The 18,112-nt window shown below is 44.9% G+C and carries 16 protein-coding genes and 1 pseudogene; 4 read left to right on the top strand and 13 right to left on the bottom strand.

What is annotated here, in order from left to right:
* Positions 1-27: 27 nt before the first annotated feature.
* The 4 genes from DFP97_RS10705 to DFP97_RS10690 form a co-directional block, all read right to left on the bottom strand.
* A complete protein-coding gene (locus DFP97_RS10705) occupies positions 28-903 on the bottom strand; it encodes a carbohydrate ABC transporter permease (protein WP_114379992.1) in 876 nt (291 codons plus the stop codon).
* On the bottom strand, positions 904-1,863 hold the full coding sequence (locus tag DFP97_RS10700; RefSeq protein ID WP_245976097.1) for an ABC transporter permease: 960 nt from the start codon (positions 1,861-1,863) through the stop codon (positions 904-906).
* Positions 1,864-2,084: 221 nt separating this feature from the next.
* Positions 2,085-3,524: a response regulator transcription factor gene (locus tag DFP97_RS10695; RefSeq protein WP_114379991.1), complete on the bottom strand. Its 1,440-nt coding sequence runs from the start codon at positions 3,522-3,524 to the stop codon at positions 2,085-2,087.
* Positions 3,517-5,235 carry a sensor histidine kinase gene (locus DFP97_RS10690; protein WP_181873461.1) on the bottom strand — a complete coding sequence of 573 codons (1,719 nt, stop codon included), beginning with the start codon at positions 5,233-5,235 and terminating at the stop codon, positions 3,517-3,519. Before DFP97_RS10690 ends, DFP97_RS10695 begins: the two co-directional genes overlap by 8 nt.
* A gap of 422 nt (positions 5,236-5,657) precedes the next feature.
* On the opposite strand from DFP97_RS10690, the gene DFP97_RS10685 reads away from it, so the two are divergent.
* The 4 genes from DFP97_RS10685 (at position 5,658) to DFP97_RS10670 (ending at position 9,932) form a co-directional block, all read left to right on the top strand.
* Positions 5,658-5,930: an SDR family NAD(P)-dependent oxidoreductase gene (locus DFP97_RS10685; protein WP_114379989.1), complete on the top strand. Its 273-nt coding sequence runs from the start codon at positions 5,658-5,660 to the stop codon at positions 5,928-5,930.
* 345 nt (positions 5,931-6,275) lie between these two features.
* The gene (locus DFP97_RS10680; protein ID WP_114379988.1) at positions 6,276-7,748 is read left to right on the top strand and encodes a spore germination protein; all 1,473 of its coding nucleotides are present in this window, start codon (positions 6,276-6,278) and stop codon (positions 7,746-7,748) included.
* A 25-nt stretch (positions 7,749-7,773) separates the two neighbouring features.
* Positions 7,774-8,832 carry a Ger(x)C family spore germination protein gene (locus tag DFP97_RS10675; protein ID WP_181873460.1) on the top strand — a complete coding sequence of 353 codons (1,059 nt, stop codon included), beginning with the start codon at positions 7,774-7,776 and terminating at the stop codon, positions 8,830-8,832.
* Positions 8,832-9,932 carry a GerAB/ArcD/ProY family transporter gene (locus DFP97_RS10670; protein WP_114379986.1) on the top strand — a complete coding sequence of 367 codons (1,101 nt, stop codon included), beginning with the start codon at positions 8,832-8,834 and terminating at the stop codon, positions 9,930-9,932. The genes DFP97_RS10675 and DFP97_RS10670 overlap by 1 nt, the downstream gene beginning before the upstream one ends.
* A gap of 81 nt (positions 9,933-10,013) precedes the next feature.
* Here DFP97_RS10670 and DFP97_RS10665 read toward each other — a convergent pair whose 3' ends face one another.
* From DFP97_RS10665 to DFP97_RS10625, 9 genes and pseudogenes are all read right to left on the bottom strand, one after another.
* A complete protein-coding gene (locus tag DFP97_RS10665; protein WP_114379985.1) occupies positions 10,014-10,892 on the bottom strand; it encodes a LysR family transcriptional regulator in 879 nt (292 codons plus the stop codon).
* A gap of 115 nt (positions 10,893-11,007) precedes the next feature.
* A pseudogene (locus DFP97_RS31455) lies at positions 11,008-11,338 on the bottom strand (extracellular solute-binding protein); the annotation flags it as partial.
* 409 nt (positions 11,339-11,747) lie between these two features.
* A complete protein-coding gene (locus DFP97_RS10655; protein WP_114379984.1) occupies positions 11,748-12,647 on the bottom strand; it encodes a LysR family transcriptional regulator in 900 nt (299 codons plus the stop codon).
* A 193-nt stretch (positions 12,648-12,840) separates the two neighbouring features.
* Positions 12,841-13,029: a hypothetical protein gene (locus tag DFP97_RS10650; RefSeq protein ID WP_147275043.1), complete on the bottom strand. Its 189-nt coding sequence runs from the start codon at positions 13,027-13,029 to the stop codon at positions 12,841-12,843.
* Positions 13,030-14,542: 1,513 nt separating this feature from the next.
* The gene (locus DFP97_RS10645; RefSeq protein WP_114379982.1) at positions 14,543-15,178 is read right to left on the bottom strand and encodes an acetate uptake transporter family protein; all 636 of its coding nucleotides are present in this window, start codon (positions 15,176-15,178) and stop codon (positions 14,543-14,545) included.
* 359 nt (positions 15,179-15,537) lie between these two features.
* A complete protein-coding gene (locus DFP97_RS10640) occupies positions 15,538-16,344 on the bottom strand; it encodes an SDR family oxidoreductase (RefSeq protein ID WP_114379981.1) in 807 nt (268 codons plus the stop codon).
* Between the two features lie 52 nt (positions 16,345-16,396).
* On the bottom strand, positions 16,397-16,798 hold the full coding sequence (locus DFP97_RS10635; protein WP_114379979.1) for a GlcG/HbpS family heme-binding protein: 402 nt from the start codon (positions 16,796-16,798) through the stop codon (positions 16,397-16,399).
* 29 nt (positions 16,799-16,827) lie between these two features.
* Complete coding sequence (locus DFP97_RS10630; RefSeq protein ID WP_114379980.1) at positions 16,828-17,634, bottom strand: SDR family oxidoreductase; 807 nt, start codon at positions 17,632-17,634, stop codon at positions 16,828-16,830.
* Between the two features lie 52 nt (positions 17,635-17,686).
* Positions 17,687-18,088: a GlcG/HbpS family heme-binding protein gene (locus DFP97_RS10625; protein WP_114379979.1), complete on the bottom strand. Its 402-nt coding sequence runs from the start codon at positions 18,086-18,088 to the stop codon at positions 17,687-17,689.
* Between the last annotated feature and the right edge of the window lie 24 nt (positions 18,089-18,112).

Here is an 18,112-nt window from a genome sequence, read left to right as displayed (position 1 = left end):
ATATAATAAAAGCTTTCGCTAATATTATTAACCTTTGATCGATCCGATCATGATGCCTTTAGCAAAATACTTCTGGATAAACGGATATACCAATATAATCGGGACGGCGGAAATAACAATCATTGCGGATCTGACGGAATCTCCATAAATGTTCTGTGTACCCGCCGCCAGTTGAGAGCCCGCTGCGTTGCCAATAATTTGGCTCATGTTCGTTAATGCATTTCGCAAGACCAATTGAAGCGGATACAATTTCGTATCGTTAATAAAGAGCGTAGGCACCCACCATTCGTTCCACCGGTCTACGGCATAGAACAGGATCATCGTCGCAATGATAGGCATGGATACGGGCACTACAATCCGCACCAGAATCGTAATATCCTGCGCTCCGTCGATTCTGGCCGATTCCTCCAAAGACGGTGAAATCGTATTGAAAAAGTTTTTCATCAAAATAAGGTAAAAGGTATTAACGGCCAGAGGAATGATCATAACAAGCAGACTGTTTTGAAAATGAAGCTTTTGCAGCGTAAGAAAATACGGGATTAAACCGCCGGAGAAAAACATCGTAAAGATAATGCCATTAAAGATAAGGTTTCTGCCGGGCAAGGTTTTTTTGGACAAAGCATAGGCTCCGGCGGTCGTTACGATCAAGCTCATAACGGTTCCAGCTATGGTTACGATCACGGATATGATTAGCCCTTGAGTAACCTTCCCTTCGAGTAATAAGAACTTATAGGATGACAAATCGAACGTTGACGGAAACAGAAACAGCTTGCCTGAACCGACATCGGTAACCGTAGAAAACGAAAGCATAATCGTTTGATAAAAAGGAAACAAAGCAATGAATGCCAGGATTGAAAGAAAAATGGTTATGATCAGATTGGCCAAACTCATTTTGTTCTTCACTTACAAACCCTCCTCCTTTCCAATGGTTTTGACAAGGTAATTGGCGCCGAACAGCAGAGCGAAATTGATCACGGACTTCAGAAGCCCAACGGTCGTCGAAAACCCGAACCCTGTCGCATCCGTAAATGCGCTGCGATATACATAAGTGTCCAGAATATCCGCGTAATCATAAACGGCGGGATTGTACATGTTAAAGATTTGATCAAATCCGCCGTTCATGATGTTGCCTACGGCCAAAATCAGGAGTACGGCTGCGGTCGATTTCAACACCGGCCAAGTGATCGCTTTCATTTGTTGAAACCGATTCGCGCCATCGACGGAAGCCGCTTCATACAGCTCCGGATTGATTCCCGCGATTGCCGCCAAATAAAGAATGCACGACCAGCCCGCCTCTTTCCAAATGTTTGATAGAAACAATACAGCCGTGAATCCTGGGCCATCCGTCAATACGGATGTTTTCTCTATCCCCAGAACCGTTAATATTTGATTGTATAAGCCCTGATCGTTGAAGATCCCGACAACAATTCCGCTTAATACAACCCAGCTGATAAAATGCGGAAAAGTAAAAACCGTTTGAAAAATACGCGTCATCCGGCCTTTCGATATTTCATTCAGCAGCAAGGCAAGGACAATCGGAACCGGAAATTCGATGATTAGCCTCCCTAAACTGATCAGTAACGTATTGCGAAAGGCGACCCGAAAATCCGGGTTGGCGAATACTTCGTTAAAGTTTTGAAAGTTATTCCATGGGCTTCCGAGTATTCCCTTGGAATAGTCGAATTCTTTGAAAGCGAGTACAATTCCATACATAGGAATGTAGGTGAATACAATGTAAAAAATAACAACGGGAGCTACAAGTATATACAGGTACTTATGCTTTACGATTTCCTTCCATAATCGATTGCCTGTCTGCCTCAGGGTCATGCTGCTTTGAAGTTTGAGTTCCGTATCCGTTTCCAATCCTGTTCACCTCTATCTTTTTCATTACAGCTCTATAATAATCGACTTTTATCGACAGGAACATTCACGCAGGTTAGGCAAAAATGTACGATTGATACGAAATGAAAGCGTTATATTTGCTGAGTGTACATAAGAAAAATCCATGATTCACGAAGTATTGTCCATCAGCGCAAAAAAAAAAAATCCGGCCTGATGCGGCCGAATTTATTTTTTGAGCTTTTTCATTGCTTCCCAACCCGGTAGGCGCTGGGCGATGTTCCCTTCATTCTTTTAAAAATCCGGCTAAAATAGAAGTTATCGTCATACCCTGTCTTTTCGGCTATTTCGTTGATGGGAAGATCCGTGGTCGTGAGCAATTGACAAGCATAATCGATCCGCAGCTTTGACAAATATTGCGTGAACGTTGTTCCGACTTCCTTCGTGAACAGCTGGCTTATGTAGTTGCCATTCACATTAAATTGTTTTGAAATGCTTGAAATCGATATGTCGCGGCAATAATTTTCATCGACATAGGCTAAGATAGCTTTGAATGTTCGATTCCTCACATGAAGAAGCTTCCACCCCGTTGTCGTTTCGAGCTTCTCCCTTAACCGTTCTTTCAGGAACAGCAGCATGTCATGAGCGGTACTGAACAATCCTGCAAGCTGGTCCAAGGAATACATATAATCTTCGTATGGTTCTTCATCGTTCTTATGAGCGAACGACATGATCTGATTGTAAACGATCAAAGCATGCTTCATATGCAATTGCCCGCTCGCAAATGAGGCTCCCGTCTCGTCAAGCAAATCGAAAAGCGCAGCAATATCGTTTTTGCCGATGGTTTCCTCCATTTTTTTGATGGAATGATCTTTCTCCGGCCCGCCCGCTGCTTCGTTGGCTGCTTCATCTGAAACGCTGCACGGCTCGCCGGTTATAAAGTAGCGGTACGCGTTGATTTCAGCCGTATGAATCGCTTCTTTGATCTGTTCTTCCTTGCGGATGATGCCGCTGACTCCGATTCCCTTTATTCCGCTGGCTGCCGCTTCCCGCAAATCGATTTGCAATTGGCTATCAAGGTTCTCCTGAATCAGGTAAGCGTATTTGCCGAATCCTATATTCAAGATGACGCAGCCTCGCACCCCGTCAAGCTTGAGCTTGCTTTTTCCGATCGTGACGATTGCCTTCATGCCCTCAGCCGATTCCAGATCGATTCCCGACAAGATTAACATCCTGCGTAAACCAACACTTGCCCCCGTATGATTTTCCTCCATAAGATCCCATATTTTTGTAGCAATGGATGTGTCGCGCTCCTCCAGAACCGCCCTTGCTTTTTTCAGGAAACCGATAATCTCGCCTTCGTCGAACGGCTTCAAGCAGTATCCGAAGGCGCCGTAATTAATCGCTTTCTGTGCCAAGGCAAACTCGGCGTACCCGCTTACAACGATTGCCAGAGCAGGATTGAATGTATCCTTTAAACGTTTAATGAGTTCAAGACCGCTCATGCCGGGCATCCGGATATCCGTAAATACGACATCCGGTTTCATGACCGCAATCATTTTGAACGCTTCCTCGCCTCTCAAGGCAAAGCCCGCGACCTCGAACCCATATTTGTTCCAGTCCACGCATGCTTTTAAACTCTCGATCACCATCTCTTCATCGTCTACAAGAAAGACTTTAAACATCGGAGTCACTCCCACCCGGCATCATAATGACAACTTCTGTACCCAACCCGGGTTCACTTTCGATTATAATGCCATACTCGTTCCCATATTTCAATTTTACCCGATTGTTTACGTTCGCCAATCCAATGCTTATGGTCCAATCCTGGTTTTGGCCTATTAACCCCTGCTTGGCAGACAAGCTATTCATTATCATACGAAGCTTTTCATCATCCATGCCCATTCCGTTGTCTTTAACAGTTAACAAGATCATATCTCCCGAAATCTCTCCTGCCAGCTCCAATAAGACCTCCCCGCTTTTCGGCTCAATTCCGTGAAAAATCGCATTTTCCACGATCGGCTGCAAAATCATTTTCGGAACCCTGTACTCCAAAATCTCTTCGGGAAAATGATATTTCACTTCAAACCGGTTGCCGAAACGGATTTTTTGAATGTAGATAAAGCTTTTAATCATCGCGAGCTCCTCGCGAAGCGGAACCGTATCCGTTCCTTTCACGCTATAACGAAAAACAAGGGACAGCGCTTTTGTCATATGATATATTTTGTCAGCCCCTTCTTTCGCCGCAATTCCATTGATGGACTCCAGCGTGTTATATAAAAAGTGCGGATTAATTTGGCTTTGCAAATACGCCATTTCGGACTGCTTTTTGACCAATTCCGCCTCGTACAGTCTTGTCTTGCTTTCCAACAGGCGATGAGTCAGGTCGTCAATTTCGTCCAGCATCTCATTGAAATCGTTTGCCATGATAATGATTTCCGCATATCCCTGCAGACTGATCCGCTTTCGAAGATTGTTCAGTTTGCCTAACTTGATTTCATTCATTAACCGCATTAACTTCTTTAAAGGCTGAAGAATATTATTGATTACTAGAAAAAAAGGGATGGCCAATAAAAGCAAGGAAATAAAGAAGATCAAAAAAGATTGCTTGCGAATTTCTTCGATGCCGCTAAGAAGCTCGCTTTTCGGCAGCTTGAAAATAATTTCTCCCCCAATATCGGGAACCGCGCCTTTCTGAATGATAACATCCCCATCTTTTTCCAACGATAAGAGGGGTGGATAGGCGCTGCCAGGCTTTATCTCGTCATCATTGGTAAAAAAAACGTTGCCATTGCGGTCCAATGCATAGGCTTTACTTCCACTGATCCGTAACGCTTTGTTTGAGGAGCCGAGTAGAGCGTTTGCATCCATAACAACCAGAAGCGTGCCGATTGCTTTCGTGCTTTCTAAATTGTCAATGGAATAGATTTGAGCCCCCGCAATAAATACATTTTTGTTTTCATTATTGAAAGGGAGCGTTTTCAAGGCCGTAAAATAATAAAGCTGTTTTTCCGGTATTTCATCTTTAAGCGGGACGAGGTTACTGATATCGCCGTTGATGTTGAATTTCGTGCCGTTGCTTCCGATCAGCGCGATATCCAAAATACCGTCCTTCATACTGGTCATGTCTGAAATATAGCTTTTCAGCTGATTATATTGCACAAATTTCGCTGCCGGATTAGTCTCAGTCAAATATTGCTGGACGATGGGCGAATTATAAGAAATATTTTGAATAATTCGCTTCACAACATCGCTGTTGGAAGATAAGGTTTGATTCATTTGAGAAATCATTTCTGTAAAGTATTCTTCATTTTTCTTTTCCACGACATTAGCTGCTTTGAAGTAATTGGTAAAAATAATAAAAATAACGATTACGATAATGATAATGACCAACATAGATAATTGAACTCTTATCGGCAATTTTTTAAGGTATTCCATATTTTCACGACCTCTAGTTGAAGTTGGCAATTGTATGAACGCTTCGAAAATTTATTTTCCGTTATTATATAACAGCTCGTTCCATTGTACATGTCATGAAAATTTGACGCTAGTTGAGCATCATTGGTAGAAAATGATTTTATATATTATTTGGATTGACAATTACTTCAACAAGCCGTCCGTCCTGCATCCGCCGTAGTCGTCATGGTTTAGAAAGTCGTTAAAGTATTATCGTGAAAGTCGTCAAAACGTTAGATAAGCCTATCGGAATTCCTTAATGTAGAAGGCAGATGGTATAGAACGTAAAGAACACAGTATTTTGATATTTTGAATGGAGGACATAATATGAAGATTTTTCGAGCGTAAAAGGAAAAGTCGCAATTGTAACCGGCGCCGCAGACGGACTAGGAAAAGCGATTGCGCTTTGTTACGCAGAGAATGGCATGGAAGTCGTTGTTTCAGATATCAACACAGAAAAGGGAACGCAGGTTGTAAATGAGATAAACGCTAGTGGCGGTGAAGCATCCTTCTTCAAAACAGATGTAAGCAAAGAAGAAGATGTAAGGAGATTGGTCGAATTTGCTGTCGAGACTTATGGACGTCTAGATGGTCTTGTTAATAATGCCGGCATTGCCGCACTCATTTCACGCTAGTCGAGCATTTACCCCATCGGAGGTTCTTACCTAGCAACATCGACTTGATTATTCAGGTATGTTACTTACTCGTTTAAACCTTTCTCCAGTCGTAGATATAGAAATACATCTCTAAATAAAAAAGTCCCGATGAGATCTAACCATCATCGGGACTGACTAAATTCCTTAAGTTTTTGTACTGCTTCTTATCTCCCGAGGATAGAGAAAATCACTTATTCCAAGGAGTAATCGCTCCAATACCAATTTTCGGAACCATTTTAATTCCCGACATCTATGAATAACAAATTTATAGTTGGTAAATGATAAGCTCATGACTTTTTTCATAAGCCGATAGGTGGTACATACATGCAAAGGACTTTCTACGACTCATTAAAAGAATTATCCGGATCCGACGATTTTGCTCAAACCAGCGTGCATACAAAATGGAACTCTTTTTATTTGTCCTATTACAATACGCTCATTAGCAAAGAACAATTGCATCACGAAATATTGACCTTTCTCAAAACTCCGGAGAACAGTATTAATCATCTGCAGGAATTGCGCGCTCTAATCCCTATTCAGGATATAAGGGTATCATCTGGAGCCGATGAAATTATGGAGCATTTAATGAACGGTTTCGTCTTTATACAGTTGGACGAAAACTATAACGAAGGAATATTAATCAATATCAGTGATTTAAACAGCGCCATTCGCAAAAATAACGATACCGAAAACGAATACAGCGTTGTCGGACCGAAAGTCGGGTTTGTCGAAGATATCGATACCAATCTGAAGCTGATTCGCAGAATCATCAAGTCGGATAAACTCAAATTTGAAGAAAGCACCGTCGGTTCCTTATCCAAAACTAGAGTCGCTATTGGTTACATTGACGGGATAACAAGCCGTCAACACGTTAACACCGTTAGACAAAGACTTTCTGATTTTGATTTCGACGTCATCTTCGATAGTTCTTTTATTGACCAAATCATTACAGATAACTCCAATTCGCCTTTCCCTTTATTTATGACGTCCGAACGAGTTGACCGCATCAAATATGCCCTGATCTCCGGACAGCTTGTCATCGTATGCAACGGCTCTCCGTATGTATTAATCGGACCTGCAACGATCTTCGATTTTTTCATTTCTCCTGAAGATTATTATCTCCCATGGGTTATTGGTTCCTTCTTTCGCCTCATCCGGTATTTCGGGGTACTTTTTTCCATTATGGCAACCCCTATCTATGTAGCCGTCACAAGTTTCCACTATTCGGTCATCCCTTGGGAACTCATGGGTTCCATTATTGACTCAAGAGTCAACGTACCCTTTATGCCGGTCGTGGAAGCGTTGTTTCTAGAAATAACGATCGAGCTTTTGCGCGAAGCAGGAGCCAGGCTCCCCACGAAGGTGGGCCAAACGCTGGGTATCGTCGGCGGTATTGTTATCGGGCAAGCGGCGGTAGCTGCCGCCCTCACAAGCAATATTCTGCTCATTTTCGTTTCTCTTTCCGCTCTTGCTTCATTTACGACTCCTATTTATAAAATGTCGAACACCATTCGTTTTTTACGGTTTCCGTTAATCGGCCTTGCCGCTCTATGGGGGGGACTTGGCATTATGATGGGGATTGTGCTTATTTTGGGACACCTCTTGAGACTAAAGTCGTTAGGCAATCCCTATCTCGTCCCTATGTTCCCTTTCCGTTACAAGGATTATCGAGACAGTTTCGTTCGCTCTTCCGTCGAATCCTCTTATTTACGCCCGGGGTACCTGCGTCCGCTCACGCAGAAACGGTACAACGTCCGTCCGAGAAATGATAAAGGTGACAACTTTAACGAAGAATAGAATCTTATACCCAGGAGAAGATACGATGAAGATGATTGGTCTAAGCTTATCGCTGGCTCTCGTTCTGTCGGGATGCGCCAAATTACAAATCATTGATGAAATAAAGATTGTGCAAAGTTTAGGATATGACATGGAAGGACAAGCCATAAAGGGCTTTGCATCGTACCCGTTGTACAAAACTACGCATAGAGGCAGTCCGCTTTTATTAATGAAAGGACAATCGGCCACGGTTCAAGGCATTACTGCGTCGTTCACGGCCCAATCCCAGTTCCCGATCGCGCTTGGCCAGACCCGTACATTGGTATTAAGCGAAGACTTTGCGAAGCATAGAATCTCAGAGCTTATCCATTCGCTTCTCCGCGATCCCGTGATGGGAAGCAATACTACCGTTGTTCTAACCAATCAAACTTCGAACAAGATACTCACGCATTCTTTGAAACAACCACCTTATTATTTTTCGAATTTAATTGAACAAAACATGAAGGAGGGAAATACGCCGACAACAAATTTAAACATATTGCTGAATCAATATTTTGGCGAAGGCCAAGATATCTTCTTGCCGATTGTGAATATAGACCCGGACGGACTATTGCATATGGACGGGGCAGGTATCTTTAAAAGAGAAAAATTCACGCTGCAAATCAACCGTCAAGAGGCTTTTTTTCTAAAGCTTCTGAAAGATAAAAACCTGACAGGGCAATTGGAGTTGGCAACGGGCAAGAACGAACACATTTTAATGAATTTGTTAAATGGCAAAAGGAACATATCCCTCACGAATGAAAAGGCTGTTGTTTCTTTTGTTTTACATGTTCAGGTCAAAGAATATCCGGCAACCGTAAACTTGCTGGACAATAAAGAAATGAGCGATCTGAAAAGTCGAGTCGAAGATGAGCTTCAGCGGAAGATCGTTGCCGTAATCGAAAAATTCCAAAGTCGTAACGTCGACCCTGCCGGGTTTGGAGAATTGTACAGGGGAAAATTAAAAGAATGGAACGAAGAGGATTTTTATAGAGATACCTATCCAAAGCTTAATTTTATCATCCATACTGAAGTTATCTTTTCTCAATCAGGAGTGGGGTCATAATGCACTGCGCAGTTAAAGAAAATTACAAAATATCCGGCTTTCTTGTATTTTTTCTCATTCATTCCACTCAAACGGGAATCGGCATGCTCAGCTTTCAACGTCAGATTATTGAAGGCGCCGGACAAGATTCTTGGATAGCCGTCATTATCGCAGGATTATGCTTACATATTGTATTATGGATGATGGTTAAGATCCTGAATAATCCTTCCAAGGATATCATCGATGTTCACCGTTATTGCTTCGGCAGGTTCTTGGGAAACGCTGTATCCCTATTGTTGATCGGATACTTCTTTATTATTGCGCTTACGGTCCTGCTGGCTTACATCAACATCCTTCAGGTATGGATTTTTCCCGCTTTAAAGACGTGGGAATTATCGCTTGCGCTTCTTATCATTTTATACTACTTAATAACCGGAGGTTTCAGAGTCCTGACGGGTTTTTGTTTTTTTAGCGTACTATTATCCACCGGGCTCATGTTCTCGTTATATTTTCCATTGCAACACGGGCAGTTGAATTATTTCTTCCCTATATTCAACCATTCTTTCTCAGACTTATTGAAGTCCTCGCAATCTTCGAGTGTTGTCTTTCTCGGTTTTGAATCATTGCTGTTGTATTTTCCATTTTTAAAGTCCCCGCAAACCAACATAAAATGGGCGCATTTTGCCCTGCTTTTTAGCACAATCAAGTATCTGGCGCTATTAATCGTTACCCTCCTTTATTTCAGCCAAGGACATCTGAGTCGAACTCTTTGGCCTACCTTAGAGATGATGAAAATCATCGAAGTGCCATTTCTTGAGAGATTCGAATATCTGTTCATTTTTATTTGGCTCATGATCATCATCCCAACCGTTTGCATTCCATTATGGTGTTGCACAAGATTAACGAAAAGATTGTTTGCGTTAAAGCCAAAGTTATTTTTGGTTGTCGTACTCGCGTTCCTTTTTATCGCAGCTCAACCATTTAACGATCAGACTAAAATCTATGCTTTAAGCCGTTTCACTTCGCAAATTGGAATTTATTTCGTTATCGCTTATATCCCTCTGCTGTTTGTTCTTTATTTCGCGATAAAAAAAATGAAGGGTAAGCGGCTTGCACAGTGATTCATCCGAAATGATTCGCAACGACTTGAGCGAAACGGCTGCAGTTGGAAATGCCTCTAATTCGAACGCTATCATTAACCGTTAGCGCAGCACCGCTTGGACATATGAATTCATCTCTTTAATGAATAAACGTGCAGTGGGCCTCATAGTAACGGAATTAAGATATACAAGAGATATATCCCAACAAGGAACATGGCCTTCTAATCTTACAATACGCAAAGATTCGTCCCTTAAACTTTCGAGCAAAGATGTTGGTATAAGAGCTGCTCCAAGTCCATGACGAACCCAATGAATCAATACTGAAGTGGAGGACGTTTCTATTATCGACTTCAAGGTGAACCCACAAGATAAACAATACATATTAATTAATGATTTGTTTTCGTCTCGAAACATGATAGAATTCAATTGCTTCAAGGATCGAAAAGGAATTGAAGATTTATCAGCCAAAGGATGTTCTGAGTGAACCAATAGCGCCATTTCTTGTCTATACAAATGAGTCGAAATGACCGAAGCATCAGAAATCGGTTTTGCGGTGATTCCAATGTCTACCCTTTGCTCCAAAACTTTATTCTCGGCATCCTCAGCATCGATAATTTTTAATAAAAAATTCGGGTACTTTTCGCGAAATCTCATGAAATAGGGAGCAAGATATTCAAGTTCAGAAGGACAACATCCAATAGAAATTATTTCTCTAGATATATTGTTTACGCCATATATTTCATTTCGCGCCTCTTCAAGAAGATTCATTATAGCGTTGCCCTTTTTCAAGAGAATTTTTCCCGCTTCCGTTACTTCAACTCCCCTACTTACCCGATCGAACAGTGGAATATTATACTCATCTTCCAAAGCCCGAATTTGCCGACTTAGTGTAGGCTGAGTCACACCTAATTCTCCTTTAGCTTTAGTGAAACTTCCCGATTTGCATATTTGAATAAAATATTTAAGTTGGCGTAATTCCATTGTGTATCCCTCGCTGCAAAGATAGTTCAAACAAAAAAGCGGCGCCTCATTGAGAGTGATATGCACCCCTTAGAATTGACATCACCTATATTCGCTGGCTGGTTCTGTTCAAGAAAGCATTCGGGTAGTCATACCACATTGCCGTCAGCCTGTGTATACCAGCTATGGGGTCTGCGACTATATAGAAATAAGGATCATACTGATCCGCTAGCTCATTTAATCGAAGCACCCTATCTCCCTTGATCATCTTCTGCACGGCATCCTCGTACTTAGCCCAGCGTGATGAAGTCAGGAAGCGACCTTGCTGCCATCATCGTGTTGGGCTTCTCGTTGACGTTGTCAGCAGGCACGATAAAGTTCAAGCTGATGCCCGTCTACTTCGTTATATAATCGGAAACGACGTTGTCTCCCCACTTGCTGGTGAACCAATCGAAATTGATAGTCCACCATATTCATTGTCTTTACCATATTCCTGTTGTTTGTGAATCCCACCTGATTAATTAACTTTAACGTACTTTTGGTGCTATCGCTTTTCTGAAAGGTCCAAATGTTTTTTCTATTTAGACCAAGCCCGCTTTGCACAATAAAAATGCACCCCTAGAATTTAAAATAAAAGCCGCTATATAAGCGACATTTAATGGGACATGTCTGTTCAACTGACTGTCCGTTCTGCTGGAGTACCATCGAGATTGGGCATGCCAAGAAACCTACGATACCGTCTTGGCAATCGCTATGCGTTACAGCGATTCTTGCTGATGATAATTCAATTCATCGCAAAAAAAAGACAGTCAGCAGTGACTGTCTTTTTTTAATATGGGTTGGAGGGTAAATCGAGGAAGCGTTTAAACTTCATAATTACCCTATTTGCGATGGCCATAGTGTGCCAAGTGTTTTCGATTGTTCTAGAAAAAACTCGATACATGTTTGAACCGAAGGATTATTGTAATGATGCTTTTTAAAAATAAGTTTGATCTCACGAACAGGCGTTGGATCTACGAGACGAATCATTTTTAATTGCTGACCAAAAAAGCTGTTTTCAATTAAAGAAGCAGGTAAAATAGCTACCCCCATCTTATGCAGCACCATAAAAAGATGCATTGATGTGTAAGCTGACTCAAACTTTGAAGATTTAGCGATCTTATCGCTGAATGTATGAAGTTGCTGGATTAGACTTAAATCCCTAACAAATAAGACAGATTCTAAATCTTCTAGCTCCTGAAAAGAAATAACGGTTCGATCTGCCCATGGATGATCCGCATAAACGACCAATCCTTGTTCTTCTTTATATAGGTGCATCATGTGAATTTCTTTGTTTGGTTCATGATTGTCGGTAATGCCAATATCGATACTACTATTCAATAATTGCTGTGATGTATCCTCTGCACTGGCAAATTGTAATGTGATATCAGGATACTGTTCATGGAATTTCAAAAAACGGGGTATTAAACAAAAAAAGTCCATATGCGGGATGCCTACCAAAAGATTATTTGTTCGAGCATTGCGTAACTCGTAAGTTTCTTTCTTCGATTCTTCAATGAGCCTCATCACAGAAAGAGCCTTTTCGTAAAGTATTTCACCGGCAGCTGTAATCTTTACCCCCCTACCAACTCTCTCAAACAAAGGAGTTCCAACTTCTCCTTCTAAAAATCGGATATGTTGACTTAAATTAGATTGAGAGATCATTAAAACTTCTGCGGCCTTAGTAAAGCTTCCTTCTTTGCAAATTCCAACGAAACATTCTAGTTGCCAGAACACGAAAGATTCACCTCCTTTTCCCAATAGATCGTACTGTGTTATATGATCGTCCTGTACTTACATATGAATTCATCTCTTGAATGAATATGCATGCAGCGGACCTCATAGTAACGGAATTAAGATATACAAGAGATATCGTCGTCCGTGCGCCTTGGAGATCTGCTCTGCATACGTCTTGAACAGTTCACGTCCTTTATACTTGGTAAGCAGCTCTTCGCGGCACTTCGCCCAGTTGGACGCGCCCTTCTCCCAGGACGAATCGGCCGGCGGCGCGATGTCTCGAAGGAAACCAATAAAGCTGCAAAAAGACGGGCTCGATCAGCAGCGTATAAATGATGGCCTTCCTGGAAAATGCGCGTAACATGCGTTCGTAATAATTCAAACCCATTACCCTCTAATAATCCCCTATCCTATAGTAATACAATACGAGTTAAAACTTAACCTTTCCCCACCTTGTAATTATCGGTAAAAAAAACGGGCATGAATCGGACATTTTACCGGGCATCAGAAGTGGGCCGCAACTTCAAGGACTATTTGGTCGAATTCCGCTACCAAATGGCCTGCAAGCTCATGGAAGAGTAGCCGAAGAAAAAAATCAAGGAAATCGCCGAACAGGTCGGCTGCACTACGGAGATCTTTACACGCCTGTTCCTTCGCCACTCCGGCATGTTACCGAACGAATATCAGCAACGGCTATGGTAAGACGGGGGGGGGGGGATGGTTAAATCGCGTTGGCTGGTTGACCAATTTTGTCTTGGTGGTGTATTTCTCAGTAGCCGGGGCTGATCGGATGTTCACCTGGGTCTGTTACCCGTCGCTAAAACTATTAAATCTCGCATAACAATCGATGTTGCGGAACTATATGGAGTGCTTAGAGTTTTCGGCGAGTCAATAGGTTTTTAATAGAATTGATCATCTCAATCACAGAATCATTTTGACGTTCCGACATGTTATCGGCGAACAACAAATAACCCCATAAATACAAGTACGGGGCTGTTAGTTTCACTTTACCTCGGAAAAGCTTTCTTCAGATCACATACGTGGCTACGTCCCTGCTGCTTCATTGGCAAGCCTGGACCATTGTACAAGCAGCTGGTCCCCTGCGTAATGTCCGTAGGTATAACCGTGAATGCCTCAACGTCTTGCCTAGACATGCGATTCAATGTGCGCCATTCTGGCAAATTCAAAGTTATTTTAAACATAGCACCCACTCATAATTATAGAATGGTTAATCGGACCCTTCCTTATTCTTTCATTCTGGAGAATGCCGGAATCGAGTAGGACTGACCGCGAAACGCCTTATTGATGGTCACCCTCTCCTCTCCTTGTGGATAAGGGCGGACAATGCGGGTAGTGACGAGGTTATTAATCGAATGATCGTTTAAAAATTAGGTTGGACAACGGTATTAGTTTAGCGAGGTAAGCGTTTGTCATCCTGATTTCGAAAAGCTCATCTTCGTTCGGTCTTCGAACGACCGAGCAACGCGCTCGTCGTCCATACGCCAGTAGTCGCCGCGCACCCCCATTGAAATACGCGCCGCTGCGTTCAGACTTCATCACGGCTGACGGAACGGTCAGCACTTTAAACGACAAGACCGCCGAGCCTAAAATCAAGTTTGCATCAGATGATGAGATTATCATTGACTGCGAAACTGGCGAGATTGTAACGGACGCTTCGGAAGCACAGGGATAATGAGAGTTGTTTTTTAGTGGCTGGCGAACCAGCCGGAAAACAGCATGTCCTGGTGCTTATGATAATGAACGGAAACATTATGCACGTGCTGAATGTTTAATTTCATTAATATTTAACTAATTTAATTGTCACGAGGACACAACTGAAGTTATTTTCCCGAAAAAATAAGAAAAAGCACGGAGATGTCCGTGCTTTTCAATTTTCAGTTTTTCTTTCTATTTTGCAATTTAGTATAGAACGGACTCGGATTCGGAAAGATTTCTTTGCCAAAAGTGCCGTTCACCACAAGCGCAGCCGACAGATATATTCCAAGCAATCCGCAGATGAGCAGCGCGTATGCGGCGATATGAGCAAGAACATTGCTGAATCCTGCGCTGACTATGCCGAAGTCGTGAATAGCGATACTGATTATCGCGAAGTTCAATACAACTATAAGCTCGAAAAGTATTGCCGGTGACTTGAAAAATGCGGGCGTCCAGAGCAGAACCACAAGCGCAAGAGCAGTCCATGCCCAACCGTCTATTCTCGCGTCCAGTCCGGGCTCGTAATACTTTAATAACATTTCCAGTCCGCTCACAAGCATAAAGAATGCGGAAAAGTAAAGGTATGTGTTGCCGCCCGACAGATTGTTTGCCTTGAGGTCAAGCAAAGCGACTACAAACTGAATTACGAACCCGCCAAGCAAAAAGCAGGCAAGCAGCGGCATAGCACTTGCATCTACACTCCCCGTCAGCAAAGCAAAGAAGCAAAAGCAGGCTACAGCAAGCGCAACAAGCCCCGCAGGCGTCGGATTCGACCAATGCTGCGAATGGTCATTTTGTGTTTTGTTCTCATCCATTTTTATTTCCTCCTAAAACTGATTCTAATTATTATCGTAATAAGGTCATAGTAGCAAGAGATATGAGTCGCTGGAGTACGGGCGACAGGAATGTACTCAAGCGTATATGACTTAACCCGCACGGACTGCAACAAAGTAGGTCGCAGTTAATACCTTATTAAAAAAATACCCTGCGGCGTTGGTTCCGTAGGGTATTTTTTATTATTTTAAAAAACTAACCTAATTTACCTTAAGAGAAAACCTCACACTTATATATAAGAATGATTACTTTACCGCCGAATATTTCTTGCGAGTAAAATGTAGAATCCCTACTTTCGGGGCGGCACCCGCTTGAGGCGCCGCCCGGTGGCAGGTTGAGATCAGATCCGGTTTTCCCAGGCGGCAAGCTGATGGTTCTTCAGCATGTCCTCGATCACCTGAGGGACGACGTTTCGGAACTTGCCTTCGTCGGCGGGGACGATTTCGATCATGCGATCGATCATCTCCTGCGCATCCATCTTGCCTTCAGGCGTGGCGAAGAAATCGTCGAAGCCCTTGCGCAGATCGGCGCGCTTTGTGAAGTTGACCTCGTCATCGAGCCAGCGGAACGGATTGTCCGCCATCGTTTCGTTATAGCCCGTGTAATAGGCGCCCGGATTGATGGTCTGGACCTTGATCCCATACTGGGCCAGCTCCTGTTGCATGGCTTCGGCGAATGCCTCCAGCGCATGCTTGGTCGAAACATAGGTGCCCCAGTTGGCAGGGGTGAACAGGCCGCCCATGGACGAAGTGAAGACGACCTTGCCCTTCTTGCCCTCGCGTACCCATTTCTGGACAACGCCTTGAGTGAGGATCAGTGGCAGGAAGACGTTGACCTCGTAATTCTTGCGGACGAGATCGACGGGGATTTCCCAGACCGGGCCGGCTTCGCCCATGCCCGCATTGTTCCAGAGCACGTCGAAGTCCCAGGACTGCGCCTGCTTGATATCATAAGAGTCGGTCAAGTCTAGCCGCTCGACGCGCAGGTTGGAGAGGCCGAGGGCTTCGGCTTCCTCGCGCAGCGGGGTCACCTGCGAGGATACGTGGACGGTAGCGATGATGTTGTGGCCATTCTTGGCCATGCCGATGGCCGCTGCCTTGCCGAAGCCAGAGCCAGCGCCGGTGATGAGGATGGTCTTGGTTGTCATGATACATTCATTCCTTTCACATTTGGGTTGATGGTTGTGCTTGGGTTGGTGCTCAGTTGCCGAGCGCCGCTGCCGCGGCTTGGGCGATGTCGAGGTCCTGAGCTACTGCGCCGCCGGATACGCCGACTGCACCGATAAGGATGCCGCTGGTGTCTAGCAGGGGGAGGCCGCCTGCGAAGACCACCAGACCGCCATTGGTCTGCTCCAGGCCGGGCGAGGTGCCGCCGGGTTTGGAGAATTCACCGATCGCCTCGGTGGGCATGCCGAACAGTGCGGCTGTCCGGGCCTTGCCGAGAGCGATGTCGATGGAGCCCAGAAGGGCACCGTCCATCCGGCCAAAGGCCTTCAGGTTCACGCCGGCGTCCAGGACTGCAATATTGACCGGAACGCCGATTTCCGTGGCCCGCGCCTCGCCGGCGGCGATGATCTTGCGGGCTTGTTCTGCTGTAATCATCTCGTATTCTCCTGTCTTTTAGGTTGAGATCAGATCCGGTTTTCCCAGGCGGCGAGCTGATGGTTCTTCAGCATGTCCTCGATCACCTGAGGGACGACGTTTCGGAACTTGCCTTCGTCGGCGGGGACGATTTCGATCATGCGATCGATCATCTCCTGCGCATCCATCTTGCCTTCAGGCGTGGCGAAGAAATCGTCGAAGCCCTTGCGCAGATCGGCGCGCTTTGTGAAGTTGACCTCGTCATCGAGCCAGCGGAACGGATTGTCCGCCATCGTTTCGTTATAGCCCGTGTAATAGGCGCCCGGATTGATGGTCTGGACCCTGATCCCATACTGGGCCAACTCCTGTTGCATGGCTTCGGCGAATGCCTCCAGCGCATGCTTGGTCGAAACATAGGTGCCCCAGTTGGCAGGGGTGAACAGGCCGCCCATGGACGAAGTGAAGACGACCTTGCCCTTCTTGCCCTCGCGTACCCATTTCTGGACAACGCCTTGAGTGAGGATCAGTGGCAGGAAGACGTTGACCTCGTAATTCTTGCGGACGAGATCGACGGGGATTTCCCAGACCGGGCCGGCTTCGCCCATGCCCGCATTGTTCCAGAGCACGTCGAAGTCCCAGGACTGCGCCTGCTTGATATCATAAGAGTCGGTCAAGTCTAGCCGCTCGACGCGCAGGTTGGAGAGGCCGAGGGCTTCGGCTTCCTCGCGCAGCGGGGTCACCTGCGAGGATACGTGGACGGTAGCGATGATGTTGTGGCCATTCTTGGCCATGCCGATGGCCGCTGCCTTGCCGAAGCCAGAGCCAGCGCCGGTGATGAGGATGGTCTTGGTTGTCATGATACATTCATTCCTTTCACATTTGGGTTGATGGTTGTGCTTGGGTTGGTGCTCAGTTGCCGAGCGCCGCTGCCGCGGCTTGGGCGATGTCGAGGTCCTGAGCTACTGCGCCGCCGGATACGCCGACTGCACCGATAAGGATGCCGCTGGTGTCTAGCAGGGGGAGGCCGCCTGCGAAGACCACCAGACCGCCATTGGTCTGCTCCAGGCCGGGCGAGGTGCCGCCGGGTTTGGAGAATTCACCGATCGCCTCGGTGGGCATGCCGAACAGTGCGGCTGTCCGGGCCTTGCCGAGAGCGATGTCGATGGAGCCCAGAAGGGCACCGTCCATCCGGCCAAAGGCCTTCAGGTTCACGCCGGCGTCCAGGACTGCAATATTGACCGGAACGCCGATTTCCGTGGCCCGCGCCTCGCCGGCGGCGATGATCTTGCGGGCTTGTTCTGCTGTAATCATCTCGTATTCTCCTGTCTTTTAGGA

The sequence above is a fragment of the Paenibacillus prosopidis genome, from assembly GCF_003337375.1.
Taxonomy (GTDB): Bacteria; Bacillota; Bacilli; order Paenibacillales; family Paenibacillaceae; genus Pristimantibacillus; species Pristimantibacillus prosopidis.
This window is presented reverse-complemented; position numbering and strand designations above follow the sequence as displayed.

Excerpts from the sequence above, each read along its gene's own strand:
- DFP97_RS10695 (WP_114379991.1), bottom strand. The coding sequence starts at position 3,524 with ATGTTTAAAGTCTTTCTTGTAGACGATGAAGAGATGGTGATCGAGAGT.
- DFP97_RS10690 (WP_181873461.1), bottom strand. The coding sequence starts at position 5,235 with ATGTTGGTCATTATCATTATCGTAATCGTTATTTTTATTATTTTTACC.
- DFP97_RS10680 (WP_114379988.1), top strand. The coding sequence starts at position 6,276 with ATGCAAAGGACTTTCTACGACTCATTAAAAGAATTATCCGGATCCGAC.
- DFP97_RS10675 (WP_181873460.1), top strand. The coding sequence starts at position 7,774 with ATGAAGATGATTGGTCTAAGCTTATCGCTGGCTCTCGTTCTGTCGGGA.
- DFP97_RS10670 (WP_114379986.1), top strand. The coding sequence starts at position 8,832 with ATGCACTGCGCAGTTAAAGAAAATTACAAAATATCCGGCTTTCTTGTA.
- DFP97_RS10665 (WP_114379985.1), bottom strand. The coding sequence starts at position 10,892 with ATGGAATTACGCCAACTTAAATATTTTATTCAAATATGCAAATCGGGA.
- DFP97_RS10645 (WP_114379982.1), bottom strand. The coding sequence starts at position 15,178 with ATGGATGAGAACAAAACACAAAATGACCATTCGCAGCATTGGTCGAAT.
- DFP97_RS10640 (WP_114379981.1), bottom strand. The coding sequence starts at position 16,344 with ATGACAACCAAGACCATCCTCATCACCGGCGCTGGCTCTGGCTTCGGC.
- DFP97_RS10635 (WP_114379979.1), bottom strand. The coding sequence starts at position 16,798 with ATGATTACAGCAGAACAAGCCCGCAAGATCATCGCCGCCGGCGAGGCG.
- DFP97_RS10630 (WP_114379980.1), bottom strand. The coding sequence starts at position 17,634 with ATGACAACCAAGACCATCCTCATCACCGGCGCTGGCTCTGGCTTCGGC.
- DFP97_RS10625 (WP_114379979.1), bottom strand. The coding sequence starts at position 18,088 with ATGATTACAGCAGAACAAGCCCGCAAGATCATCGCCGCCGGCGAGGCG.